The organism is Streptomyces sp. NPDC051180, assembly GCF_040689545.1.
Lineage (GTDB): Bacteria > Actinomycetota > Actinomycetes > Streptomycetales > Streptomycetaceae > Streptomyces.
Map to the genome: position 1 here is coordinate 149958 of NZ_JBFBBC010000013.1, position 23998 is coordinate 173955.

A 23998-nucleotide genomic window follows, 5' to 3' on the forward strand; every position below is an offset into this window, starting at 1 on the left:
TTCATATTCCGACAGGGGAGCGCCACAGCGCTGAGAGTGCGGTCACCGTAGGACCGCAGACCCTCTGAACCTTGCCCAGGTCATTCTGGGTAGGAAGTTCGGTCGCAACTCGAGCTGTTGCGCCCTGCCCACCCTCGGGTGGGCGGGGCCGCGTCTCTTCCTGGTCATCCCCAGGAGGACATTCAAGTGAGCATCAAGAAGGCCGCCGCCGCGGCGCTCGCCGCGGCGATCGGCGTCACCGGTCTCGCCGCGTGCGGCACCGACGACGTCCGGGAGGCGGCCGGCAAGACCGACCGGCCCGCGCCGAAGACCGTGACGCTGGTGAGCCACGACTCGTTCAACGCCTCCAAGGAGGTGCTGGCGGCGTTCACCGCGCAGACGGGGTTCACCGTCAAGGTGCTGAAGAGCGGCGACGCCGGCGAGGCCGTCAACAAGGAGATCCTGACCAAGGGCTCCCCGCAGGGCGACGTCTTCTTCGGCGTCGACAACACGCTGCTGTCCCGCGCCCTCGACAACGGGATCTTCGTCCCGTACGAGGCGAAGGGCGTGGACCGGGTCCAGGCCGCGTACCGGCTCGACAAGGAGAACCGGGTCACGCCGATCGACTCCGGCGACATCTGCGTCAACTACGACAAGAAGTACTTCGCCGACAAGAAGCTGGCCCCGCCGGTCACCTTCGACGACCTGGCGAAGCCGGCGTACAAGGACCTGCTGGTCGTGGAGAACCCCGAGCGGTCCTCCCCGGGCCTCGGCTTCCTCCTCGGCACGGCCGCGCAGTACGGCGACGACGGCTGGCAGGACTACTGGAAGAAGCTCCGGGCCAACGGCGTGAAGACCGTCGACAGCTGGGAGCTCGCCTACAACCAGGAGTTCTCCGGCTCGGCCGGCGGCAAGCAGGCCAAGGGCGACCGGCCGCTGGTCGTCAGCTACGCCTCCAGCCCGCCCGTCGAGGTGCTGTACGGCGAGCCGCAGCCCAAGGTCGCGCCCACCGGCGTCTCCACCGGCACCTGCTTCCGGCAGACCGAGTTCGCGGGCCTGCTGAACGGGGCGAAGAACCCCGAGGGCGGCAAGGCGCTGATCGACTTCCTGATCTCCCGGACGTTCCAGGAGGACATGCCGCTGCAGATGTTCGTGAACCCGGTGGCGAAGGACGCGGCGCTGCCCGAGCTGTTCACGAAGCACGGCGTGGTCGTCGACAAGCCGCAGACCATGGCGCCCGAGAAGATCGCCGAGAAGCGTGACGCGTGGATCCAGCAGTGGTCGTCGCTCGTCCTGAAGTAAGGCGCGGCCTCAAGGGGAGCGCGGCGCGGCTGGGGCTGATGGCCCTGCCCGTCGCGTTCTTCGGGGTCTTCTTCGCCTGGCCCGTCGCCTCGATCGTGGAGCGCGGGCTGCGCCCGGACGGCACCTGGCGGTTCGACCGGATCGGCGAGACGCTGAGCCGGCCGGACATCCTCGACGTCCTCGGCTTCACCGCCTGGCAGGCGCTCGCCTCGACCGCGCTGACGCTGGTCGTGGCGCTGCCCGGGGCGTACGTCTTCGCCCGCTTCGACTTCCCCGGCAAGAACGTCCTGCGGGCCGTCGTCACCGTGCCGTTCGTGCTGCCGACCGTCCTGGTCGGCACCGCGTTCCTGGCGCTGGTCGGCCGCGGCGGCCTCACCGACGAGCTGTGGGGGCTGCGGCTCGACACCAGCGTGTGGGCCATCCTCCTCGCCCACGTCTTCTTCAACTACGCCGTCGTCGTGCGGACCGTCGGCGGCCTCTGGTCACAGCTCGACCCGCGCCAGGAGGAGGCCGCCCGGGTCCTCGGCGCCTCGCGCTGGACGGCCTGGCGGACCGTCACGCTGCCGGCCCTGGTGCCGGCGGTCTCGGCGGCCGCGCTGATGGTCTTCCTCTTCACCTTCACCTCGTTCGGCGTCGTCCAGATCCTCGGCGGGGACGCGTACTCCACCCTGGAAGCCGAGATCTACCGGCAGACCGCCCGCCTGCTCGACCTGCGGACGGCCGCCGTGCTGACGCTCGTCCAGTTCGCCGCCGTCGGCGCGATCCTCGGCGTCCACGCGTGGACCGTCCGGCGCCGGGAGACCGCCCTGCGGCTGGTCGCGCCCGAGCGGACCGCGCGCCGGCCGCGCGGGGCGGCGCAGTGGACGCTGCTCGCGGCGGTGCTGCTCTCCGTGGCGCTGCTGGTCCTGCTGCCGCTGGGCGTCCTGGTGGAACGGTCCTTCGCCGGGTCGGGCGGGTACGGGCTCGGCTACTACCGCGCGCTGGGCACGCTCGACGAGAGCGGCACGTTCCTGGTGCCGCCGCTGGAGGCGATCGGGAACTCGCTGCGGTACGCGCTGGCCGCCACGGCGATCGCGGTGGCCGTCGGCGGGCTCGCGGCGGCGGCGCTCACCCGCCGGGCCGGGCGGCTGGTCCGCGGCTTCGACGCGCTGCTGATGCTGCCCCTCGGCGTCTCGGCCGTCACCGTGGGCTTCGGCTTCCTGATCACCCTCGACGAGCCGCCGTTCGACCTGCGGGCCAGCTGGATCCTCGTCCCGCTCGCCCAAGCGCTGGTCGGCGTCCCCTTCGTCGTCCGCACGATGCTGCCGGTGCTGCGGGCGGTGGACGAGCGGCTGCGGGAGGCGGCGGCCGTGCTCGGCGCCTCGCCGTGGCGGGCCTGGCGGGAGGTGGACCTGCCGCTGGTGCGGCGGGCCCTGCTCATCGCCGCCGGGTTCGCCTTCGCCGTCTCGCTAGGCGAGTTCGGCGCGACCGTCTTCATCGCCCGGCCCGACAGCCCCACGCTGCCGGTCGCGGTGGCCCGGCTGCTCGGCCGGCCCGGCGAGCTCAACTACGGCCAGGCGATGGCCCTCTCGACGATTCTGATGGTGGTGTGCGCGGTGTCCCTGCTGCTGCTCGAACGGCTGCGCACCGACCGGACCTCCGGGGAGTTCTGATGCTTTCGATCGAGGCCGCGACCGTGCGGTTCGGCGAGCGGGCCGTGCTCGACGCGGTGGACCTGGAGGTCGCCGAGCACGAGATCGTGTGTGTGCTCGGCCCCAGCGGCAGCGGCAAGTCGACCCTGCTGCGGGCGGTGGCCGGGCTCCAGACGCTCGACGGGGGCCGGGTGCTGCTCGCGGGCGCCGACCAGGCCGGGGTGCCGGTGCACCGGCGGGGCGTCGGGCTGATGTTCCAGGACCACCAGCTGTTCCCGCAGCGGGACGTCGCCGGGAACGTCGCCTTCGGGCCCCGGATGCGTGGCGCCGGCCGGGCCGAGCAGGCGGAACGGGTGGCCGAGCTGCTCGACCTGGTGGGGCTGCCCGGGGCGGGGCGCCGCTCGGTGTCCGCGCTCTCCGGCGGCGAGCAGCAGCGCGTCGCGCTCGCCCGGGCGCTGGCGCCCCGGCCCCGGCTCCTCATGCTCGACGAGCCGCTCGGCCAGCTGGACCGGGGGTTGCGCGAGCGGCTCGTCGTCGAGCTGCGCGAGCTGTTCGGCCGGCTCGGGACGACGGTCCTCGCCGTCACCCACGACCAGGGCGAGGCATTCGCCCTCGCCGACCGGATCGTCGTCATGCGCGACGGGCGGATCGCCCAGTCCGGCACACCGGTCGACGTCTGGTCGCGGCCCGCCTCCGAGTTCGTCGCCCGCTTCCTGGGCTTCGACAACGTGGTGACCGCGACGGTGACCGGCACGGTCGCGCGGACGGTCTGGGGCGCGATCCCAGTGCCGGACGGCTCCCCGCAGGGGGAGCGGAGGCTCCTCGTCCGCCCGGGCGGCGTGCGGCTCACGGCCGACGATCCCGGCTGGACGGTCGAGTCCCGGACCTTCCGGGGCGACCGCGTCGCCGTACGGCTCCGCCCGGCCGACGGACCGCCCCTGGAGGCGGAGTTCGCGCTGCGGGAGGCGCCGCACGAGAGTGCGGAGGTGGGCCTGGCGTTCCGGGCGGAGGACGTGGTGGTGCTGGACGGGGAGGCGTAGGCCGTCTCTGCCGGGCCGTGCCCGGACCCCCACGCCGTGCCCGGACCCCCACACAGGACACACAGGCGACGACGAGGACCCAGGGGGCGTGGTCGGCCAGGCCGACGCGGGTCACCCCGGTCCAGGCCAGAAGGCCCGGCGCGGCCGGGAAGACCCCGAACGGCGCGAGCGCGCCCGCCCCCGCCCAGCCGAGCGCGAGCATCGGCAGCCGAGGCAGCCGCCGTCCCCACGGGCGGGTCAGCGCGAGGGCGAGGCCCATGCCGAGGAGGGCCAGGACCGCCGTGACGTCGACCCCGTGGTCGGACAGCCGGAGGCCGAGATCGCTCGTGTACCGCGGATCGACGCCGGGGTACACGGCCGGCGCCCGTGTACCCCGTCGTGAGGCCGAGCGCCCAGGCCGTCTTGAGGACGGCGTACGGCGCGAGGGCCGCGACGGCGACGAGGCCGGAGCGGCGGGCGAGGCCGGTGGCCAGGGGCGGCCGGGCCGGGTCGGGCGTCCGCGTGGGGGAGCCGGCGGGGGAACGATCCGGCCCGCGGCCGCAGTGGGGGCAGGCTCCGACGGCCCGGCGGCGGTCGGCGAGGGCGGCGCAGCCCGGCACCGAGGACGGCGACGGCCTGGTTCGCCAGGGCCGCCCAGTCGACCGGCGGCTGGTTGCGGGAGAGGAAGGAGAGCAGAGGGAGGGGCTGAGCAGGGCGGCGAAGCCCGACGTCGGACAGAGCGCGACGACCGCCCGGGCCAGGGCCGTCGGCCGACCGGAGCCGGGACGGCGGAGCAGGGCGTACGCGAGCACGGCGGCGGCCCCGTACAGCGCCGCCGCGGCCGCCTCTGCACCGGTGCCGGTGGCCTTGGTGAGCAGCGCGTAGCCGAAGGCCGGACCGAAGGCGGCGGCGACGGCCGCGCCTCCGGCGTACAGCGCGGACCACAGGAGCGCGGCCCGGCCGGCCCAGGACGGCCAGGCGGCCAGGGGTGTCGTCGGTGTCGTGCGCCGAGCTTCCCGGCGGACGGCTCCGGGGTCGTCCGCCCGCAGGCGGGTCCGTCTCCGCCGTGTGGGGGTGCAGGGCCGACGTCAGGTCGTGGCCCACCTCTCCAGGGCTGCGGGGGCCTCGTCGACGGAGTCGACCAGGGCGATGCGGGAGGCCATCGGGCGGTCGGCGGCGAGGGCCTGGAGCAGGGGCCAGGCGGGGAGGCGGTCGGTCCAGTGGGCGCGGTCGACGAGGACCATGGGGGCGGGGGCGCCGAGGGACCCGTAGTAGTTCGGGGTGGCGTCGGCGAAGATCTCCTGGACGGTGCCGGCGGCGCCGGGCAGGAAGACGACGCCGGCGGTCGAGCGGGCCAGGAGCCCGTCCTCGCGGAGGGCGTTGGCGAAGTACTTGGCGATGTGGGAGGCGAAGGGGTTCGGCGGCTCGTGGCCGTAGAACCAGGTGGGGACGGCGACGGACGCCCCGCCGCGCGGGAAGCGGCTCCGTACGGCGAAGGCGGCGCGGGCCCAGTCCGTCACCGAGGGGGTGAAGGACGGGACCCGGGCGAGGAGGTCGAGGGCCTCGGGGAGGGCGGCGTCGGGGAAGGGGGCGAGGTACGCGCCGAGGTTGGCCGCCTCCATGGCGCCCGGCCCGCCGCCGGTGGCGACGGTGAGGCCGGCGCGGGCGAGGGTCCGGCCGAGCCGGGCGGCGCCTGCGTACCCCCGGGTGCCGCGGCCGGTCGCGTGGCCGCCCATGACGCCGACGACGCGGGCCCCGGCGAGGTGTTCGTCGAGGGCGTCGGAGACGGCGTCGTCGTGGAGCGAGCGGAGCATCGAGGAGAAGATGTCGCCGTCGGCCCGGGTCCGCCCGAACCAGGCGTACGCGCGCGCGTCCGGCGTGGCCCCGTACCCCTCGTCGGCGAGGCCGTCGTAGAGCTCGTCGGGGGTGTAGAGCCGCGCCCGGTAGGGGTCGAAGGGCAGGTCGGGAACGGGCGGGAAGACGAGCGCCCCGTCGGCGCGGACCTTGGCGGCGGCCTCCGGTTCCATGGGGCAGCCGAGGAAGACGGCCTCGGCGGCGGTGGCGGAGAGCAGGGCGAAGGTCCGGTCGGTCAGGTCGACCGACTGGACGCGCAGGCCGGTGAGGGAGCCGGGGCGGGCGAGCGCCGCGTCGAACGCGTCGAGCGTGTGGATCTCGTGTCCGTGCCCGCGCGGGCCGGGTGGGCGGTGGGCCGGGGGGAGCGTCGCCATGGGCCCACGATAGGGGCCGTCCGGCCCGGGCCGCCCGTCGTCGGAGCGGTGGCCGGGAGCCGGACGGCCCGGGTGCGCGGGTGGGTCAGCCGATGAGCGGGAGGGCGGCGAGGCGCGCGACGATCCAGGTCAGGGGCAGGAAGACGGCGAGCAGCGCGCCCGCGCGCATCAGGGCCGCCGTACGCAGGACGGTCGGCGGGGCGCCGATCCGCAGGAGGGCCTCGGTGGTGTGGGCGCGGGACTGCCGGGACTCCAGGGCCGCGGTGAGGAGCGTGGCGGTGGTACAGGCGAGGACGAGGGCCGCGCCGAGCCCGGTGAGCGGTCCGAAGGCGTCGGGGCCGGTCTCCGCGTCGTACACGGCGGCGGCCGCGAAGGTGCCCGAGACGACCGCGCTGACGACGCCGAGCGGGCGGCCGATGCGCCGGGCCTCGTCCATGAGCACGCGGCCGGCGAGCAGCCGGGTGGCGCCGGGCCGGAACGCCTGGAGCAGGCGGCCGCAGCCGTGGGTGAGGCCCGGGCCGGCCAGCGCGAGGCCGACGGCGGTCAGCACCCAGCCGGCGAGGACGCCCGCCGGGCTGCCGTCGAAGCGGCCGGGCAGCGGGACGCCGTCCCCGCCGCCGCGGCCCGCGTACGTCTCCACGGCGAGGCCGGCGGCGACCAGCGCGACGCCCCACGGCAGGCCGGACGGGACGGGCCGCTCGGCTCCCTCCGCGGCCCGGGCGCCGTCGTCGGCGGTCCGGGGGCGAAGGGCGAGGCCGGCCGCGGTGGCGGCGACGACCGGGAGGACCGCGAGCAGGGTGAGGGCCGCGGCGAGCGGCAGCGGCTGGTCGGCGGCGAGGAGGTCGGCGGCGGCTCCGTCGAACGGCAGGCCGGTGATGTCGCCGCGCAGGTGCAGGTAGAACAGGAGCGCGACCATGGAGCCGAGCGTGCAGGCGACCGCCGTGGAGGCGGCGGCGATCGCGGTGAGCCGCGCCGGGCCGAGGCCGACCGCGGAGAGTCCGGGCCGCGGCCGGGTGCTGGGGTCCGTGCGGGCCACGGCGACGGCGAACTGGACGGTGGCGGCGAGCGGCAGCACGCACCACAGCAGCCGCAGGGCCGAGGTGGAGGAGCGGTCCGGGTGCCCGACGGCGTATCCGAGGGTGCAGAGCAGGAGGAAGCCGACCCCCGCGGCCGCCGCGGCGACGAGCAGCCGCCGCGTCAGGACGAGGGGGTGGGTCCCGCGGGCTAGACGGAGAGCGAGCACGCGGCGACGCCCTCCGCCCCTGACGCCGGGGGTACGGAGACCCTGCGTCCGTCCAGGAGCGCGACCGAGCGGTCGGCGAGCGCCGCGACCTCGCCGTCGTGGGTGGCGAGCAGCACGGTGATGCCGTGCGAGCGGGCGGCGGCGGTCAGGGTGCGCAGGACCTGGGCGCCGTCGGCCTGGTGCAGGGTGGCGGTGGGCTCGTCGGCGAAGAGCACCGAGGGGGTGGTGACGAGGGCGCGGGCGATCGCGATCCGCTGGCGCTGGGACTGGCTGAGGGCGTGCGGGCGCTTGCGGGCCCCGGCGCCGATGTCGAGCCGGTCGAGCCACTCCAGGGCGGCGGTCCTCGCGGCCCGGTGGGAGACCCCGCGGAGCAGCAGCGGCAGGGCGGTGTTCTCCCAGCCGGTGAGTTCGGGGACGAGGCCCGGCTGCGGGTCGATCCAGCCGAAGCGGTCGCGGCGGAGCCGTTCGCGGTGGGCGCGGCTCAGGGTGTGCACCGGGCTGCTGTTGAACCAGACCTCGCCCTGCTGGGCGACGAGCTGGCCGGAGAGGCAGCGCAGGAGGGTGGTCTTGCCGCTGCCGCGCGGTCCGGCGACGGCGAGGATCTCGCCCTCGCGGACGCCGAGGGAGACGCCGGTGAGCGCTTCCGTGCCGCCCAGGGCGCAGTGCAGGGAACGCGCCCAGAGCACGTCGTTGTCCGGTGGGGCCATCGCGTACACCTCGATGTCGGATCCGATTCTTGCGTTCCCCCGTCCGGGGGAACGAAGGACGGGCCTGTCGGTCACTGGGCACCGTAAGGATTCAGATCCGCTTGTACGGACAGCACACGGCCCGGGCCGCCTCCATCCACTCGGATGGAGGCATGCCCGGGCCGGGGTCACGCCGTGAGGGCGGCGTGATGCCTGGGGACCTCTAGAGCTTGGTCCACGCCTCGGTGAGCACCGAGCGCAGGATGCCCTCGATCTCGTCGAAGGTGCCCTGGTCGGCGATCAGCGGCGGGGCCAGCTGGATGACCGGGTCGCCACGGTCGTCGGCGCGGCAGTACAGGCCGTTCTCGAAGAGCGCCTTGGAGAGGAAGCCGTAGAGCACGCGCTCGGTCTCCTCGTCCGTGAAGGACTCCTTGGTGACCTTGTCCTTGACGAGCTCGATGCCGTAGAAGAAGCCGTTGCCGCGGACGTCGCCGACGATCGGGAGGTCGTGCAGCTTCTTCAGCGTGTCGAAGAAGTTGCCCTCCTGGTCGAGGACGTGCTGGTTCAGGCCCTCCTTGTCGAAGATGTCCAGGTTGGCGATCGCGACCGCCGAGGACACCGGGTGGCCACCGAAGGTGTAGCCGTGCAGGAAGGTGTTGTCGCCCTTGTAGAACGGCTCCGCGATGCGGTCCGAGACGATGCAGGCACCGATCGGGGAGTAGCCCGAGGTCATGCCCTTGGCGCAGGTGATCATGTCCGGCACGTAGCCGAACTTGTCACAGGCGAACATCGTGCCGAGGCGGCCGAAGGCGCAGATCGTCTCGTCGGAGACGAGCAGCACGTCGTACTGGTCGCAGATCTCGCGGACGCGCTGGAAGTACCCGGGCGGCGGCGGGAAGCAGCCGCCGGCGTTCTGCACCGGCTCCAGGAAGACGGCCGCGACGGTGTCGGGGCCCTCGAAGAGGATCTGCTGCTCGATCTGGTCGGCGGCCCAGCGGCCGAACGCCTCGGGGTCGTCGCCGTGGATCGGGGCGCGGTAGATGTTGGTGTTCGGCACCTTGTGCGCGCCGGGGACCAGCGGCTCGAAGGGGGCCTTGAGGGCCGGCAGGCCCGTGATGGACAGGGCGCCCTGCGGGGTGCCGTGGTAGGCGACCGCGCGCGAGATGACCTTGTACTTGGTGTGCTTGCCCTGCAGCTTGAAGTACTGCTTGGCGAGCTTCCAGGCGGTCTCGACGGCCTCTCCGCCACCGGTGGTGAAGAAGACCTTGTTCAGGTCGCCCGGGGCGTAGTCGGCGAGGCGCTCGGCGAGCTCCACGGCCTTGGGGTGCGCGTACGACCACACGGGGAAGAACGCGAGCTCCTGGGCCTGCTTGTACGCGACCTCGGCCAGCTCCTGGCGGCCGTGTCCGGCGTTGACCACGAAGAGCCCCGCGAGACCGTCGAGGTAGCGCTTGCCCTTGTCGTCGAAGATGTAGGTGCCCTCGCCACGCACGATGGTGGGGACGGGCGAGTTCTCGTACGACGACATGCGGGTGAAGTGCATCCACAGGTGGTCGTAGGCGGTCTTGGAGAGGTCCTTGCTCACGGCTATCGGGTTCCCCACATATAGGTCTGCTTCTTGAGCTTGAGGTAGACGAAGCTCTCGGTGGAGCGCACGCCGGGGAGGGTGCGGATGCGCTTGTTGATCACATCCAGCAGGTGGTCGTCGTCCTCGCAGACGATCTCCACCATGAGGTCGAAGGAGCCCGCGGTCATCACCACGTACTCGCATTCGGCCATGGCCGTCAGCGCTTCCGCGACCGGATCCAGGTCACCCTCGACGTTGATGCCCACCATCGCCTGCCGCCGGAAACCCACGGTGAGCGGGTCGGTGACGGCGACGATCTGCATGACGCCCTGGTCGAGCAGCTTCTGGACGCGCTGCCGCACTGCGGCTTCGGAGAGGCCGACGGCCTTTCCTATCGCCGCGTAGGGGCGGCGACCGTCTTCCTGGAGCTGTTCGATGATCGCCAGGGAGACGGCATCGATCGTCGGGGACGAACCGGTTCCGGTTCTGGAGTCTGCGCTTCGACTGGCCACGGCTTCACTGTGCACCGAGATTGTCCGTTGTGCAACCCCGAAGCGATGTAATTCGTTGTCGACGGGCCCAGATCTCACCGAATCCGAAGTTGCGGGGGGTCGGGGCTGTTGAAAGCGTCAGTCAAGCGATTAGGCTGAGGTGTCTCGCCCATCGGGACACCGCACAAGGACGTGCGACGACAGAACGTGACAGGAGGGGTGGCAAGTGACCACCGAGCTGCGCCGGCTGCGTAACTACATCAACGGGGAGTTCCGCGACGCGGCCGACGGCCGCACCATCGACGTGGTCAACCCGGCCACCGGCGAGGTGTACGCCACCTCCCCGCTCTCGGGCCAGGCCGACGTCGACGCCGCCATGGAGGCCGCCGCGGCCGCCTTCCCCGCCTGGCGTGACAGCACGCCGTCCGAGCGCCAGAAGGTACTGCTCAAGATCGCGGACGCCTTCGAGGAGCGGGCCGAGGAGCTCATCGCCGCCGAGGTCGAGAACACCGGCAAGCCGGTCGCCCTCACCGCGAGCGAGGAGGTCCCGCCGATGGTGGACCAGATCCGCTTCTTCGCCGGTGCCGCCCGCCTGCTGGAGGGCCGCTCGGCCGGCGAGTACATGGAGGGCATGACCTCGATCGTCCGCCGCGAGCCGGTCGGCGTCTGCGCCCAGGTCGCGCCGTGGAACTACCCGATGATGATGGCGGTGTGGAAGTTCGCCCCGGCGCTCGCCGCGGGCAACACCGTCGTCCTCAAGCCCTCGGACACGACCCCCGCGTCGACCGTCCTGATGGCCGAGATCATCGGGCAGATCGTGCCCAAGGGCGTCTTCAACGTCGTCTGCGGCGACCGCGAGACCGGCAAGGCCATGGTCGAGCACCCGACCCCGGCGATGGCCTCCATCACCGGCTCCGTGCGCGCCGGCATGCAGGTCGCCGAGTCGGCGGCCAAGGACGTCAAGCGCGTCCACCTGGAGCTGGGCGGCAAGGCCCCGGTCGTCGTCTTCGAGGACACCGACATCGAGAAGGCCGTCGAGGACATCTCCGTCGCGGGCTTCTTCAACGCCGGCCAGGACTGTACGGCCGCCACCCGCGTCCTCGTCCACGAGTCGATCCACGACGAGTTCGTGACCCAGCTGGCCAAGGCCGCCGCCGCGACGAAGACCGGCCAGCCGGACGACGAGGACGTGCTGTACGGCCCGCTCAACAACGCCAACCAGCTGAAGCAGGTCACCGGCTTCATCGAGCGCCTCCCGGCCCACGCCAAGGTCGAGGCCGGCGGCCACCGCGTCGGCGACAAGGGCTACTTCTACGCCCCCACCGTCGTCTCCGGCCTCAAGCAGGACGACGAGATCGTCCAGAACGAGGTCTTCGGCCCGGTCATCACCGTCCAGTCCTTCTCGGACGAGGCCCAGGCCCTGGAGTTCGCCAACGGCGTCGAGTACGCCCTGGCGTCCTCGGTGTGGACCAAGGACCACGCGCGCGCGATGCGCATGTCCAAGTCCCTCGACTTCGGCTGCGTGTGGATCAACACCCACATCCCGCTGGTCGCCGAGATGCCGCACGGCGGCTACAAGAAGTCCGGCTACGGCAAGGACCTCTCCGCCTACGGCTTCGAGGACTACACGCGCATCAAGCACGTGATGACCTCCCTGGGCTGATCGACGCCCCTGCTCCGCGCGGCCCCGGCACCCCGGTCGACAGGGTGTCGGGGCCGCGCGCCGTCGCTCGACGGACCGTCCATTGCCGCAGCTGACGGGCGGCCGGGATGCTGTGCGGGTGAGAGCCACAGTCAGCACGCACGTGTCCCGCCGTTCCCTGCTGCGAGGCGCCGGCGGTGTCGGGGCCGCGGCCCTGCTCGCCGGATGCGGGGTGCCCGCCGCCTACGTCGACGAGGGCGACCGCGCCGGTCGCGACCTCTCCGCGCGGGACCGCGTGGTCGACTTCGCCAACTGGCCCCTCTACATCGACACCGACGACGAGGACACGTCGCAGCGCCCCACGCTGAACGCCTTCCGGGAGCGCACCGGGATCTCCGTCCGCTACACCGAGGAGATCAACGACAACGACGAGTTCTTCGGCAAGATCGGCCCCGCGCTGATGAACCGGCAGGAGACGGGCCGCGACCTGATCGTCGTCAGCGACTGGATGGCCGCCCGCTTCGTCCGCCTCGGCTGGGTCCAGGAGATGGACCGCGCCGCCCAGCCGAACGTCGCCCGCAACCTCGGGCCGCAACTGCGCGCGCCCGCCTTCGACCCGGGCCGGCTGCACAGCGTGCCCTGGCAGTCCGGGATCACCGGCATCGCGTACAACCGCAGGAAGCTCGGGCGCGAACTGCGCTCCACACGGGAGCTGTGGGCCGACGACCTGCGCGGCAAGGTCACCCTGCTCTCCGGTCTCGACGAGTCCTTCGCCCTGCTCATGATGGGCGAGGGCGTCGACGTGACCCGCTGGACCGGCGACGACTTCCACGCCCTGTGCGAGCGGATCGAGGGGCTCGTCCGGAAGAAGCACATCCGGCGCTTCACCGGCAACGACTACATCAAGGACCTGTCCACCGGCGACGTGCTGGCCTGCCAGGCGTACTCGGGCGACGTCATCCAGCTCCAGGCCGACAACCCGGACATCGAGTTCGTCGTGCCCGAGGAGGGCGCCGAGCTCTGGTCCGAGTCCCTCATGATCCCCAACCTCGCGCAGCACAAGGGCAACGCCGAGAGGCTCGTCGACTACTACTACGAGCCCGAGGTGGCCGCGGAACTCGCCGCCTGGGTCAACTACGTCTGCCCGGTGCCCGCCGCCCAGGCCGTCCTCGCCGACTCCGGCGACGAGGAGCTCGCGGCCCTCGCCGAGGACCCGCTGATCTTCCCCGACGCCGCCATGCGCGGCCGGCTCGCCATCGCCCGGGACATCGCCGCCGACGAGCGCCAGGAGTTCGCGAAGAGGTGGAACTCGATCGTCGGGCTGTGAGCCGCTCCGGCCCGAACGGGTGCGCCCCGTCGGGGAGTCGGTCGCTGCGCACGCGGGCGCGCGACGGGGCACCCCATTTCTGAACGTGTTCAAGAAGGGCGTACGCTGGCCCCATGAGCGACACGAACGGGCCGAGAGCCCTTCTCGCGCGCATCCGCGTCTGGTTGATCGTCTTCGTCGTCTGCCTGGTCCTCAGCGGGGTCACGGCCTTTCCGCTCGTCACCGAACTGGGGCTCCTGGACTCCGCGTTGACCGGCGGGGCCGCGCCCGTGGGCGACCTGTTCCCCGGGCTCGCCGAGTGGATCCACCGGGTGCGGGAGGGCGTCGCGGAGGCCGACCGGGAGGCTCCGTACCTCCTCTACGGCACCGACTGGCTGGCCTTCGCCCACCTCGTCATCGCCGTCGCCTTCCACGGCGCCTACCGCGACCCCGTCCGCAACGTCTGGGTCGTCGAGTTCGGCATGATCGCCTGCCTCGGCATCGTCCCGCTCGCCCTCGTCTGCGGGCCGATCCGGGGCATCCCCTTCTGGTGGTCGGTCATCGACATGTCCTTCGGCGTCGTCGGGATCCTGCCGCTGCTCCACGTGCGCCGGCTGATCAAGCGGCTGGAGGCGGGGACGGCGCCGGCCGTCGCCCTCCCGGCGGCGCTTCAGTCGGGCAGGCCGTAGGCCGCGACCATGAGGCCGAGGGCCGTGCGGTTCATGTCCTGGCCCTTGGCGTCGGTCGCGTTGACGCTGTAGACGAGGGTGCGGGAGCCGTCGCGGGTCGAGGCGATCGCGGTGGTGTAGCCCCAGCGGCCACCGGTCTTGCCCCACACCTCGCGGCCGCCGAGCCGCTTCATCGAGAGGCCGGCCGAGTACGCCGCCGGATCGCCCGAGGTCAGGTCCGCCACCTTCGGCAGCGTGAACATCTCCTCCAGGAGCGGACCGCGGACCACCCGGCCCGCGAACAGGGCCCGGGTGAACCGCTCCAGGTCGGCGGTGGTGGAGACGATGTCGCCGGCGGCCCAGCCGTCCGTCGTCCCCCACGCCGACACGTCGCGGAGCCCGGTCGTCCCGTCGTCGAGCCGCATCGTCTGGTAGCCGTGGTTGTACGGCCCGGCGATCTCCGGTGACCCGCCCGGGAAGTACGTGTCCCGCAGGCCCAGCGGCCGCAGGATCCGGCGCTCCACCTGGTGCGCGTACGCGTCGCCGGTGACGCGCTCCACGATCAGACCGGCGATCGTGTAGCCGATGTTCAGGTAGTGCTGCCGGGTGCCGGGGCGGAACTCGCGCGGCCGCGCCGTCGCCGAACGGACCAGCTCCTGCGGGGTGTGGACGTCGAACCGGCGCGCGTACCACTCCTCCACCGTCTCGCCGGGGAGGTCGGCGGCCGGGATGCCGTGGGTGTGGTTCAGGAGCTGGCGCACCGTCACCCGGCCGTACCGGCCGGGGATCAGGTCGGGCAGGTACGAGCGGGCCGTGCGGTCGAGGTCGATCCGGCCCTCGGCGGCCAGCTGCAGGACGGTCGCCGCCGTGAACACCTTCGTGACCGAACCGGCCCGGAAGCGGGCGTCCGGATCCGCCGGGGCGTTCGTCCCCAGGTCGTGGACGCCCGCGCTGCCCCGCCAGGTGCCCTCGGTGCCGCCGACCCGGACCAGCGCGGCCGTCGCGTCGGCGCGGGGGAGGCCGGCGATCACCGCGCTCAGATCCGGACCCGACGGCGCGGGCGCGGCGGACACGAGCGCCGGCGGCGCCGCGGCGAAGGCCGGGGTGAACGCCGGTGCGGTGGCGACGCCCAGGACCAGGGCGGCCGCGAGCAGCGCGCGGGTGGACTTCCTCATGGTCAACTCCGGTGGTGTGAGCCGTTGTTCTCGATGGCTCCATCCTGCTGACCGGCGGCTTCCCGCGGATCGCCCGTACCGGCGGTCTTCCGGCGGCCGGCGCCTCGCCGACGCGGGGGAGTCCCGCGCTACCCGCCTCCCCCGGGCGGGGGAGAGCCGGCCGCCACGAGCCCCGTCTCGTACGCGCAGATCACCGCCTGGATCCGGTCGCGCAGCCCCAGTTTGGCGAGGACGTTCCCCACGTGCGTCTTCACCGTGTGGTCGCTGACCACCAGTGCGGCTGCGATCTCCGCGTTGGACAGACCGCGCGCGAGCAGCAGCAGCGTCTCCCGTTCGCGGCCGGTCAGCACGTCGAGACGGGGGTCGGGGGCCCGGTCCGCCGGGCGGGGGCCGCCCGCCGTGTACTGCTCCACCAGCCGCCGGGCCACGGAGGGCGCGAGCAGCGAGTCGCCGGCCGCCACCACCCGGACCGCGTGCACCAGGTCGTCCCGTCGCACGTCCTTCAGGAGGAAGCCGCTCGCGCCCGCGTGCAGCGCCTCGTACACGTACGCGTCGGTGTCGAAGGTCGTCAGGATCACCGTCCGGCAGGCGGACTCGGCGCTGATCGTCCGGCACGCCTCGATGCCGTCCGTCCGGGGCATCCGGATGTCGAGCAGCGCCACGTCGGGGGCGAGCCGGCGGACCGCGTCGACGGCCTCCGCCCCGTCGCCGGCCTCCGCGACGACCTCGATGTCCGGCTGTGCGTCCAGGATCATCGCGAAGCCGCTGCGGACCAGTTCCTGGTCGTCGGCTACCACCACCCGGATCGTCATCGTCCCGCCTCCGCCGTCGTGTCCGTCGTCGTCCTCTTCCCCGCCCCCGCCGCGACCGGCGCGGCGGGCACGGGCAGCCGGACCCGCACCTCGAAGCCCCGGCCGCCCGGGCCGGGGCCCATCGCCGCCGTGCCGCCGTGCGCGGCGGCCCGTTCCCGGATGCCGACGAGGCCGTGGCCGCCGGAGCCGGGCCGGGGGCCGCGCCCGTCGTCCGTCACCGTGACGGTCAGGGCGCCCTCCCGGTGGACCAGCCGGACCTCGGCGGTGCGGGCGTGGGCGTGCTTGACGACGTTGGTCAGCGCCTCCTGCACGATCCGGTACGCGCTCGCGCCGGTCGCCGCCGGCACCGCCCGCACGCCGCCCTCCGTCTCGTAGGCGACGGACAGCCCGCTGGCCCGCACCCGTTCCACCAGGTCGGGGATGCCGCCGAGGTCCGGCTGCGGCTCCCGGGGCGCCGCCCCCTCGCCTCCGCCGTCGCGCAACAGCCCCAGCATGTGGCGCAGTTGGGCCATCGCCTCGCGGCCGGTCTCCGAGATCGCCTCGAACGCCGCCTCGGCGCGCGCGGGCGCCGCCCGCACGGCCACCGGACCGGCCTCCGCCTGCACGATCATCAGGCTGACCGCGTGCGACAGGATGTCGTGCATCTCCCGGGCGATGCGGGCCCGTTCCCGCGCGGCGGCCTGCTCGGCCTCGATCCGGTGAGCCCGCTGCCGCGCGTCCTGGAGCCGCCCGAAGACGTACGCGGCGCCGAACACGAAGAGGGAGAAGGTCAGTTCGCGCGCCGACTGGGTGTTGAGCCAGACCGAGGCCGGCACCGCGACCACCAGGAGCCCGGCCGTGACCAGCCGGTGCCAGGCCGGTGCCAGCGCGGCGATCGTGTAGACGCTGACGAGCCCCGTGTACGGCAGCGGCTGCCCCGGCCCCTCCAGGGCCAGCTTGTACAGCGCGCTCGCCGCCAGGATCGCGCACAGCACCGCGAGCGGCGCGCGGCGCCGCCAGACCAGCGGCAGCACGGTGAGTGTCGTCAGCCCGTATGCGGGCCACGTCGCCGGTTCCAGTTCGGGCCCGCGCGGCACCACGAAGGGCATCGTCATCGCCGCCTGGACGAGGAGGGCGATCCCGATGTCCACCGCCCACGGATTCGCCGTCCCCCAGCTCCGCGTCCGCTCCCAGGCGCCGCGGGCGTCCCCCCGTATGCCCATTACGGCTTGCGCGCCACGGCGCCGAACTGGGCCACCACGGGGGCCCCTTCGGAGCGCCAGCGGGAGCACGACACGATCCCCGGATCCAGCACGTCGAGGCCGTCCAGGAAGGAGGTGAACTCGGCGCGGCTGCGGGCGGTGATGGGCGGGGTCGCGTGCTCGTTCCAGAAGGCCATCGCAGCCTCGTTGGCCTCGCCGCCGAGCTCCGGCTCCAGGGTGGGGTGGGTGAGCACGAGATGGCTGCCGGAGGGGACGGCCTCCATCAGCGTCCGCACGATCGACCGGGCCTCGTCGGTGTCCAGGACGAAGTTGAGGATGCCGAGCATCAGCACCGCGACCGGTCGCGTGAGGTCGAGGGTGGCGGCGGCCACGGTGAGGATCTTCTCGGGGTCCCGCGCGTCCGCGTCGATGTACTCGGTGACGCCGCCGGGCGCGCTCGTCAGGAGCGCGCGGGCGTGGGTGAGGACGATCGGGTCGTTGTCGACGTAGACGACACGGGCGTCCGGGGCCGCCCGCTGGGCCACCTCGTGGGTGTTGTCTGCGGTCGGCAGGCCGGTGCCGATGTCGAGGAACTGGCGCACGTCCGCCTCGGCGGCCAGATGCGTGACGGCCCGGCCGAGGAACGCCCGGTCGGCGCGGGCGACTTCGCCGATGGCCGGGTAGAAGCCCGTGACCTGCTCGCCGACGGCGCGGTCCACCGGGTAGTTGTCCTTGCCGCCCAGCCAGTAGTTCCACACCCGGGCGTTGTGGGCGATGTCGGTCCGGATCCGGTCGGTCATGCCTGAGCCTTTCGCAGGACGGCGGAGAGGGTGTCGACGCGGTTGGTGGTGATGGAGTCGGCCCCGTTCAAGATCAGCTTACGCATGGTGCGCGAGGTGTCCGCCGTCCACGCGGAGAGGAGCAGGCCGTCCCGGTGCACCTGCTCGCTCAGCGCCCGACTGACCAGCCCGAAGCGGTAGTTGAGCCACTTCGGCCGGACCGCGTCGAGCAGCACGGGCCGGGGCGGGGCGAGCGTCGTCCAGGTGAGGGCGATCTCGGCGGCGGGGTCGGCGGCCCGCACCTGGAGCATGGCGACGGCCCCGGCGCAGTAGTACACGCGCCCCGCGGCGCCGCACTCGCGGACGGTGCCGACGATCCGGCGGACCGACTCCTCGTTCCCGCCGGGCAGATCCAGCATCAGGCGGTGGTCCCCGGCGGCGAGGAGCGCCTCGCGGAGGGTCGGCACCCCGCCGCCGGTGAGTTCGCGCAGCTGCGCGTGGGTGAGGTCGGCGAGGGGCCGGTCGTGCCCCCACAGCCTCTTCAGGGTGTCGTCGTGCAGGAGGACCGGCACGTCGTCCCGGGTCACGCGGACGTCGATCTCGACGGCGTCCGCCCCCCGCTCGATCGCCGACGCGATCGAGGGGAGCGTGTTCTCACGGACGCGGTACGGGTCGCCGCGATGGCCTACGACAGTGACGGAGCGCATGGCCCCATTCTCGTCGGCGTCAGCGCGCGAGCCAGTCGTTCGTGTACGTGTCGATCTCGGCGGCGATCAGGGCCTTGCCGGCCGGGTCGAGGAAGGACGCCTCCACCGCGTTCTTGGCGAGGTCGGCGACACCGCGCTCGTCGAGGCCGAGGAGACGGGCGGCGACGGCGTACTCGTTGTTGAGGTCCGTGCCGAACATCGGCGGGTCGTCGCTGTTGACCGTGACGAGGACGCCGGCGTCGACCATCTGCCGGATCGGGTGCTCGTCCAGGGTGGCGACGGCCCGGGTGGCGATGTTCGAGGTCGGGCAGACCTCCAGGGCGATGCGGTGCTCCGCCAGGTACGCGAGGAGCGCCGGGTCCTGGACCGAGCTGGTGCCGTGGCCGATGCGCTCGGCGCCCAGGTCGTGGATCGCGTCCCAGACGGTCTGCGGACCGGTCGTCTCGCCCGCGTGCGGGACGGAGTGCAGGCCGGCCGCCCGCGCCCGGTCGAAGTACGGCTTGAACTGCGGGCGCGGCACGCCGATCTCCGGGCCGCCGAGGCCGAAGGAGACGAGGCCCTCCGGGCGGATGCCGTCGGTGGTGGCCAGGCGCGCGGTCTCCTCGGCGGAGACGAGGCCGGCCTCGCCGGGGATGTCGAAGCACCAGCGCAGGATGGTGCCGAACTCGGCCTCGGCCGCCTTGCGGGCGTCCTCGATCGCCGCCATGAAGGCGCGCTCGTCGATGCCGCGGCGGGTGGAGGAGTACGGCGTGATGGTCAGCTCGGCGTACCGGATGTTCTGCCGTGCCATGTCCCGGGCGACCTCGAAGGTCAGCAGCCGGACGTCCTCGGGGGTGCGGACCAGGTCGACGACGGAGAGGTAGACGTCGATGAAGTGCGCGAAGTCTGTGAAGGTGAAGTAGTCGGCCAGCGCCTCCGGGTCCGTGGGGACCTTGGAGTCGGGGTGCCGCGCCGCCAGCTCGGCGACGATCCGCGGGGAGGCGGAGCCGACGTGGTGGACGTGCAACTCGGCCTTGGGCAGGCCGGCGATGAAGGGGTGGAGGTCGGTCATCGGATCATCGTAGGCCGGTCGGGTCGGCCGCAGGGGGGAGGTCGTAGCATGGCGTGACCACGATGGGGGAGGCCCATGTCTGACAACCGAGACCAGCCGCAGGGCGGGTACGACCCGGCGGACCCGTGGGCTCCGCCGAACCGCGACGGGGTGGAACTGAGCAAGGCGCCGTCACCGACGCCACCGCCCGTGCACGACCAGATGACGGTGACGTCGATGCCGGCGGCGACCGGCGACGTCCCGCCGCCCCCGGTGGCCCCGGGCGGCCCGGCGGCGACGCCCGACGCCTACGGCTATCCGCCGGCGACGCCGGGGGCCTACGGCTACCCGGCCGCTCCGGCCCCGCAGCCGGCCGCCCCGGCCGCGTCCGGCTACGGCTACCCGGGCTACGGCTCGGGGTACGCCGGCCAGCCCGGCTGGCAGCAGTCCCCGTCCAACGGCATGGGGACGACCGCGATGGTGCTCGGCATCATCGCGGTGGCCGGGTTCTGCATGTACGGCCTGGGCGTCGTCCTCGGCGTCCTCGCGCTGATCTTCGGCGTCATCGGCCTGAAGAAGGCGAACCGGGGCGAGGCGACGAACCGGGGCATGGCCATCGCGGGCATCGTCCTGGGCTCCGTGGGCGTCCTGGTGAGCGCCGTCTTCCTCGGCTTCATCATCTGGGCCATCGCCCAGGACTCCTCGACCTTCGAGGACTCCGGCACCGACGAGGACCCGTTCGCGTCGAGCCTGGTGCTCGAGATCACCCGCTGACGTCCCCGCGCAGCAAAGGGCCCCGCACCTCCCCGAGGTGCGGGGCCCTGGCGCGTGTCCGGTAGGGCCAGGAAGGCGCTAGGGGGTGTCTTGCCGATCAGGCCGGGCTCGCGGCGTCTGGCACCGCACCTCGCCGCGTTGTCGTCGGTCGGCATGGCTCCGCCATGACTCCCTCCTCCGCCTTGCGAGGCACGGCACCAGACGCCGCTCCCCGATCCGGCCTGACCGACAAGACACCCCCTAGCCCGCCGCCAGCCGGTCCCGGGCCTCCATCAGGGCGAAGCCCAGGAGGTTGAGGCCGCGCCAGCGGGCCGGGTCCTGGGCGCGGGGGTCGTCGGCGGCCAGGCCGATGCCCCAGATGCGGTCCACCGGGCTGGCCTCCACCAGGACGCGGTTCCCGGTGCCCAGCAGGAATCCGGTCAGCGCCGGGTCCGAGGCGAACTTGTGGACGCTGCCCTCGACGACGACGCCGAAGCGCTCCCGCTCCCAGACCGTGTCGTCGAATCCCCGGACGAGGCGGCCCGCCGCCTTCGCCTGCGCGGGGGTGCCGGCGGCCAGCGCGGCCCGCTCGGCCTCGGCGTCCCCGAAGAGACGGGCCTTGGCCGCCATCATCCAGTGCTCCGCCGTCGCGTACGCGACGCCGTCGACGGTGAAGGGCGCCGGCCACCACTGGCTGAGACAGCTCGCGGAAAGGCGTCCGTCCGGATGCGGACGGTGACCCCAGAAGAGCAGCCACTTCGTCCGGTCACCCCTGTTGACCTGCTGTGTCAGCTCGTCGATCTTCTTCATGCATGGGAGTGTGGCAGCCGCCACGGACACTCCGTACGGAGATTTTCCGGCCGCCTCGACACATGGTCGACCGATTCCGTCGCGTAACCAAAAGGCAACAACGGAATCACTTGTTGGGGCACTTTCACCATGTCAGGATCGGCACTCAAATCGAGCTGGGACAACGGAGAGCGTCATGGGCAACCGCTTCCAGGTGACGGACCGCTTCGCGGACGGCGCACAGTACATCGGCGGGCGGCTCCGGGCCGGGACCTCCGGTCGGGAACACAGCGTGATCGATCCGGCGACCGGGGAGAGCGTCTACACCTACGCGCTCGCCTCCACCGCCGACGTGGACGAGGCCGTCGCCGCCGCCAAGGCGGCATACCCCGGCTGGTCGGGCGCGACCCCGGGCGAGCGCTCCGACGCGCTGCACCGCCTCGCCGGCGTCCTCGCCGAGTGGGCCGACGACTTCGCGCGGGTCGAGTCGCTCCAGTGCGGCAAGCCGCTCAGGCTCACCACCGAGTTCGACGTGCCCGGCACCGTCGACAACACCGCCTTCTTCGCGGGCGCCGCCCGTCACCTCCAGGGCCAGTCCGCCGCCGAGTACAGCGGCGACCACACCTCCTACGTACGGCGCGAGCCGATCGGCGTCGTCGGCTCCATCGCCCCCTGGAACTACCCGCTCCAGATGGCCGCCTGGAAGATCCTCCCGGCGATCGCGGCCGGCAACACGATCGTCCTGAAGCCGGCCGAGCTCACCCCGCTGACCTCGCTGATGTTCGCGCAGGCCGCGAAGGAGGCGGGCATCCCCGACGGCGTGGTCAACGTCGTCAGCGGCTCCGGCCGGGTCGTCGGCGAGCACCTCGTCGGCCACCCCGACGTGGTCATGACCTCCTTCACCGGCTCCACCCCGGTCGGCAAGCGGGTCGCCGAGGTCGCCACCGCCACGGTGAAGCGGCTCCACCTCGAACTGGGCGGCAAGGCCCCCTTCGTCGTCTTCGACGACGCCGACCTGGAGGCCGCCGCCCACGGCGCCGTCGCCGCCTCCCTCATCAACAGCGGCCAGGACTGCACCGCCGCCACCCGCGCGTACGTCCAGCGTCCGCTCTTCGACGCGTTCGTCGCCCGCGTCGCCGAGCTGATGGAGACCGTCCGCGTCGGCGACCCCTTCGAGCCGACCACCGACCTGGGCCCGCTCGTCAGCCACCGCCACCGCGACAGCGTCGCCGCCTTCGTCGAGCGCGCCCGCGGCTACGCCACCGTCGTCACCGGCGGCGAAGCGCCCGGCGGAGACCTCAAGGACGGTGCGTACTATCGACCGACCCTGATCACCGGGGCCGCGCAGGACAGCGAGGTCGTGCAGTCGGAGATCTTCGGACCGGTCCTGGTCGCGCTGCCCTTCGACGGCGACGACGAGGGCATCCGGCTCGCCAACGACACCCCGTACGGCCTCGCGGCCTCCGCGTGGAGCCGTGACGTCTACCGGGCGAACCGCGCCACGCGGGAGATCAAGGCCGGCTGCGTCTGGGTGAACGACCACATCCCGATCATCAGCGAGATGCCCCACGGCGGCACCAAGGCGTCCGGCTACGGAAAGGACATGTCGGTGTACTCCTTCGAGGAGTACACGCAGGTCAAGCACGTGATGTTCGACAACACCGCGGTGGCGGCCAAGGACTGGCACCGCACGATCTTCGGGGACCGATAGCAGCCCGCCGCCCGACCAGCGGCTCACACCATCCCGAAAGGGCACAGCGCATGGAGCAGTACGAGCCCGACAGCCTGTCCCCCGCGCAGCGGGCGGCGATACGGCGCAGTCTGACGAGCGGCAGGGGCGCGCTCAGCCGTCGTTCGATGCTGCGGGCGGGCGGCGTCGGCGCGCTCACCCTCGGCGGCCTCGCCGGGCTGAGCGCCTGCGGCATCCCGCCGGCCAAGCGGGAGGGCCAGGGTCCCGCCTCGACGGACTTCTCGGCGAAGGAGAAGACCGTGGCCTTCTCCAACTGGACCGAATACATGGACGTCAGCGAGGACGAGAAGTCCCGTCCCACCCTGGAGGCGTTCGCCAAGCGCACCGGGATCAAGGTCAAGTACACCGAGGACATCAACGACAACGTCGAGTTCTTCGGCAAGATCAAACCGCAGCTCGCGGCCGGCCAGGACACCGGCCGCGACCTGATCTGCGTCACCGACTGGCTCGCGGCCCGCATCATCCGGCTCGGCTGGGCGCAGAAGCTCGACGCCTCGAACCTGCCCCACGCGTTCGCGAACCTGTCCTCCCAGTTCCGCAGCCCCGACTGGGACCCGGGCCGCGCCTACTCGTACCCCTGGACCGGCATATCCACCGTCATCGCCTACAACGTCAAGGCGACCGGCGGGAAGAAGGTCGACTCGGTCAGCCAGCTCCTGGACGACCCGACCCTCAAGGGCCGCGTCGGCTTCCTCACCGAGATGCGCGACTCCGTCGGCATGACCCTGCTCGACCTCGGCAAGGACCCGGGCCGTTTCACGGACGCCGACTACGACGCCGCGATCGGACGTCTGCAGAAGGGCGTCGACAAGAAGCAGATCCGCCGCTTCACGGGCAACGACTACACCTCCGACCTGGACAAGGGCGACCTGGCGGCCTGCCTCGCCTGGGCCGGCGACGTCATCCAGCTCCAGGCGGACAACCCCGACATCCGCTACGCCATCCCGGCCGCCGGATACATCACCTCCAGCGACAACCTGCTCGTCCCCGCGCAGTCCCGGCACAAGACGAACGCCGAGAAGCTCATCGACCACTACTACGAGCTTCCCGTCGCCGCCCAGCTGGCCGCGTACATCAACTACGTCTGCCCGGTCGACGGGGTGAAGGACGAGCTCGCCAAGATCGACCCCGAGCTCGCGAACAACACGCTGATCCTCCCGGACAAGGCCATGGCCAAGAAGTCGCACGCCTTCCGCTCCCTCACCAGCGCGGAGGAGTCGGCGTACGAGGAGAAGTTCGCCAAGCTCATCGGCGCCTGAG

The 23998-nt window shown here is 72.8% G+C and carries 21 protein-coding genes and 1 riboswitch; of the genes, 9 read left to right on the forward strand and 12 right to left on the reverse strand.

Going from position 1 to position 23998, the window contains the following annotated elements:
• Positions 1 to 3: 3 nt before the first annotated feature.
• Positions 4 to 114, forward strand: a riboswitch (TPP riboswitch).
• Positions 115 to 186: 72 nt separating this feature from the next.
• The 3 genes from AB0424_RS23340 to AB0424_RS23350 are packed head-to-tail and all read left to right on the forward strand — an operon-like array spanning position 187 to position 3952.
• A complete protein-coding gene (locus tag AB0424_RS23340; protein WP_366308366.1) occupies positions 187 to 1281 on the forward strand; it encodes a thiamine ABC transporter substrate-binding protein in 1095 nt (364 codons plus the stop codon).
• Positions 1282 to 1319: 38 nt separating this feature from the next.
• Positions 1320 to 2933, forward strand: a complete 1614-nt coding sequence (locus AB0424_RS23345; protein ID WP_366308488.1) for an iron ABC transporter permease — start codon at positions 1320 to 1322, stop codon at positions 2931 to 2933.
• Positions 2933 to 3952 (forward strand): ABC transporter ATP-binding protein, encoded by a 1020-nt coding sequence (locus tag AB0424_RS23350; protein WP_366308368.1) that lies wholly within the window; start codon positions 2933 to 2935, stop codon positions 3950 to 3952. The genes AB0424_RS23345 and AB0424_RS23350 overlap by 1 nt, the downstream gene beginning before the upstream one ends.
• Before the next feature lie 1067 nt (positions 3953 to 5019).
• On the opposite strand, the gene AB0424_RS23355 is transcribed toward AB0424_RS23350, so the two are convergent.
• The 5 genes from AB0424_RS23355 to AB0424_RS23375 form a co-directional block, all read right to left on the reverse strand.
• Entirely contained in the window at positions 5020 to 6159 is a 1140-nt protein-coding gene (locus tag AB0424_RS23355; RefSeq protein WP_366308370.1) for a Rossmann fold nucleotide-binding protein, read from the reverse strand.
• Between the two features lie 85 nt (positions 6160 to 6244).
• Positions 6245 to 7402, reverse strand: coding sequence for a hypothetical protein (locus tag AB0424_RS23360; protein WP_366308372.1), 1158 nt, complete (start codon positions 7400 to 7402; stop codon positions 6245 to 6247).
• Positions 7384 to 8109: an ATP-binding cassette domain-containing protein gene (locus AB0424_RS23365; protein WP_366308374.1), complete on the reverse strand. Its 726-nt coding sequence runs from the start codon at positions 8107 to 8109 to the stop codon at positions 7384 to 7386. The genes AB0424_RS23360 and AB0424_RS23365 overlap by 19 nt, the downstream gene beginning before the upstream one ends.
• A 202-nt stretch (positions 8110 to 8311) precedes the next feature.
• A complete protein-coding gene (locus AB0424_RS23370) occupies positions 8312 to 9691 on the reverse strand; it encodes an aspartate aminotransferase family protein (RefSeq protein ID WP_366308376.1) in 1380 nt (459 codons plus the stop codon).
• Entirely contained in the window at positions 9676 to 10182 is a 507-nt protein-coding gene (locus AB0424_RS23375; RefSeq protein ID WP_366308378.1) for an Lrp/AsnC family transcriptional regulator, read from the reverse strand. The genes AB0424_RS23370 and AB0424_RS23375 overlap by 16 nt, the downstream gene beginning before the upstream one ends.
• 190 nt (positions 10183 to 10372) lie before the next feature.
• Between AB0424_RS23375 and AB0424_RS23380 the strand changes: the two genes are divergently transcribed.
• The 3 genes from AB0424_RS23380 to AB0424_RS23390 all read left to right on the forward strand — a co-directional run bounded on the left by AB0424_RS23380 (position 10373) and on the right by AB0424_RS23390 (position 13783).
• Entirely contained in the window at positions 10373 to 11809 is a 1437-nt protein-coding gene (locus AB0424_RS23380; protein WP_366308380.1) for a gamma-aminobutyraldehyde dehydrogenase, read from the forward strand.
• Positions 11810 to 11951: 142 nt separating this feature from the next.
• Positions 11952 to 13115 carry a spermidine/putrescine ABC transporter substrate-binding protein gene (locus AB0424_RS23385; RefSeq protein ID WP_366308382.1) on the forward strand — a complete coding sequence of 388 codons (1164 nt, stop codon included), beginning with the start codon at positions 11952 to 11954 and terminating at the stop codon, positions 13113 to 13115.
• Positions 13116 to 13228: 113 nt separating this feature from the next.
• Positions 13229 to 13783 (forward strand): hypothetical protein, encoded by a 555-nt coding sequence (locus AB0424_RS23390; protein ID WP_366308384.1) that lies wholly within the window; start codon positions 13229 to 13231, stop codon positions 13781 to 13783.
• Here the strand turns inward: AB0424_RS23390 and AB0424_RS23395 are convergent.
• The 6 genes from AB0424_RS23395 to AB0424_RS23420 form a co-directional block, all read right to left on the reverse strand.
• The gene (locus AB0424_RS23395; protein WP_366308386.1) at positions 13765 to 14937 is read right to left on the reverse strand and encodes a serine hydrolase domain-containing protein; all 1173 of its coding nucleotides are present in this window, start codon (positions 14935 to 14937) and stop codon (positions 13765 to 13767) included. The two genes, AB0424_RS23390 and AB0424_RS23395, sit on opposite strands and share 19 nt — an antisense overlap.
• Before the next feature lie 128 nt (positions 14938 to 15065).
• A complete protein-coding gene (locus tag AB0424_RS23400) occupies positions 15066 to 15749 on the reverse strand; it encodes a response regulator transcription factor (RefSeq protein ID WP_366308388.1) in 684 nt (227 codons plus the stop codon).
• Positions 15746 to 16951: a histidine kinase gene (locus AB0424_RS23405; RefSeq protein WP_366308390.1), complete on the reverse strand. Its 1206-nt coding sequence runs from the start codon at positions 16949 to 16951 to the stop codon at positions 15746 to 15748. The genes AB0424_RS23400 and AB0424_RS23405 overlap by 4 nt, the downstream gene beginning before the upstream one ends.
• Positions 16951 to 17730, reverse strand: coding sequence for an SAM-dependent methyltransferase (locus AB0424_RS23410; RefSeq protein WP_366308392.1), 780 nt, complete (start codon positions 17728 to 17730; stop codon positions 16951 to 16953). The genes AB0424_RS23405 and AB0424_RS23410 overlap by 1 nt, the downstream gene beginning before the upstream one ends.
• Positions 17727 to 18416 carry a glycerophosphodiester phosphodiesterase gene (locus AB0424_RS23415; protein WP_366308394.1) on the reverse strand — a complete coding sequence of 230 codons (690 nt, stop codon included), beginning with the start codon at positions 18414 to 18416 and terminating at the stop codon, positions 17727 to 17729. The genes AB0424_RS23410 and AB0424_RS23415 overlap by 4 nt, the downstream gene beginning before the upstream one ends.
• Before the next feature lie 19 nt (positions 18417 to 18435).
• A complete protein-coding gene (locus AB0424_RS23420) occupies positions 18436 to 19467 on the reverse strand; it encodes an adenosine deaminase (RefSeq protein WP_366308396.1) in 1032 nt (343 codons plus the stop codon).
• A 75-nt stretch (positions 19468 to 19542) separates the two neighbouring features.
• On the opposite strand from AB0424_RS23420, the gene AB0424_RS23425 reads away from it, so the two are divergent.
• The gene (locus tag AB0424_RS23425) at positions 19543 to 20220 is read left to right on the forward strand and encodes a DUF4190 domain-containing protein (RefSeq protein WP_366308398.1); all 678 of its coding nucleotides are present in this window, start codon (positions 19543 to 19545) and stop codon (positions 20218 to 20220) included.
• 240 nt (positions 20221 to 20460) lie between these two features.
• Here AB0424_RS23425 and AB0424_RS23430 read toward each other — a convergent pair whose 3' ends face one another.
• A complete protein-coding gene (locus AB0424_RS23430) occupies positions 20461 to 21009 on the reverse strand; it encodes an NADAR family protein (protein WP_366308400.1) in 549 nt (182 codons plus the stop codon).
• 175 nt (positions 21010 to 21184) lie between these two features.
• Between AB0424_RS23430 and AB0424_RS23435 the strand changes: the two genes are divergently transcribed.
• Together AB0424_RS23435 and AB0424_RS23440 are read left to right on the forward strand one after the other, a co-directional pair.
• Positions 21185 to 22699, forward strand: a complete 1515-nt coding sequence (locus tag AB0424_RS23435; RefSeq protein ID WP_366308402.1) for a gamma-aminobutyraldehyde dehydrogenase — start codon at positions 21185 to 21187, stop codon at positions 22697 to 22699.
• A 50-nt stretch (positions 22700 to 22749) separates the two neighbouring features.
• Positions 22750 to 23997, forward strand: coding sequence for a spermidine/putrescine ABC transporter substrate-binding protein (locus tag AB0424_RS23440; RefSeq protein ID WP_366308403.1), 1248 nt, complete (start codon positions 22750 to 22752; stop codon positions 23995 to 23997).
• Position 23998: the final 1 nt, after the last annotated feature.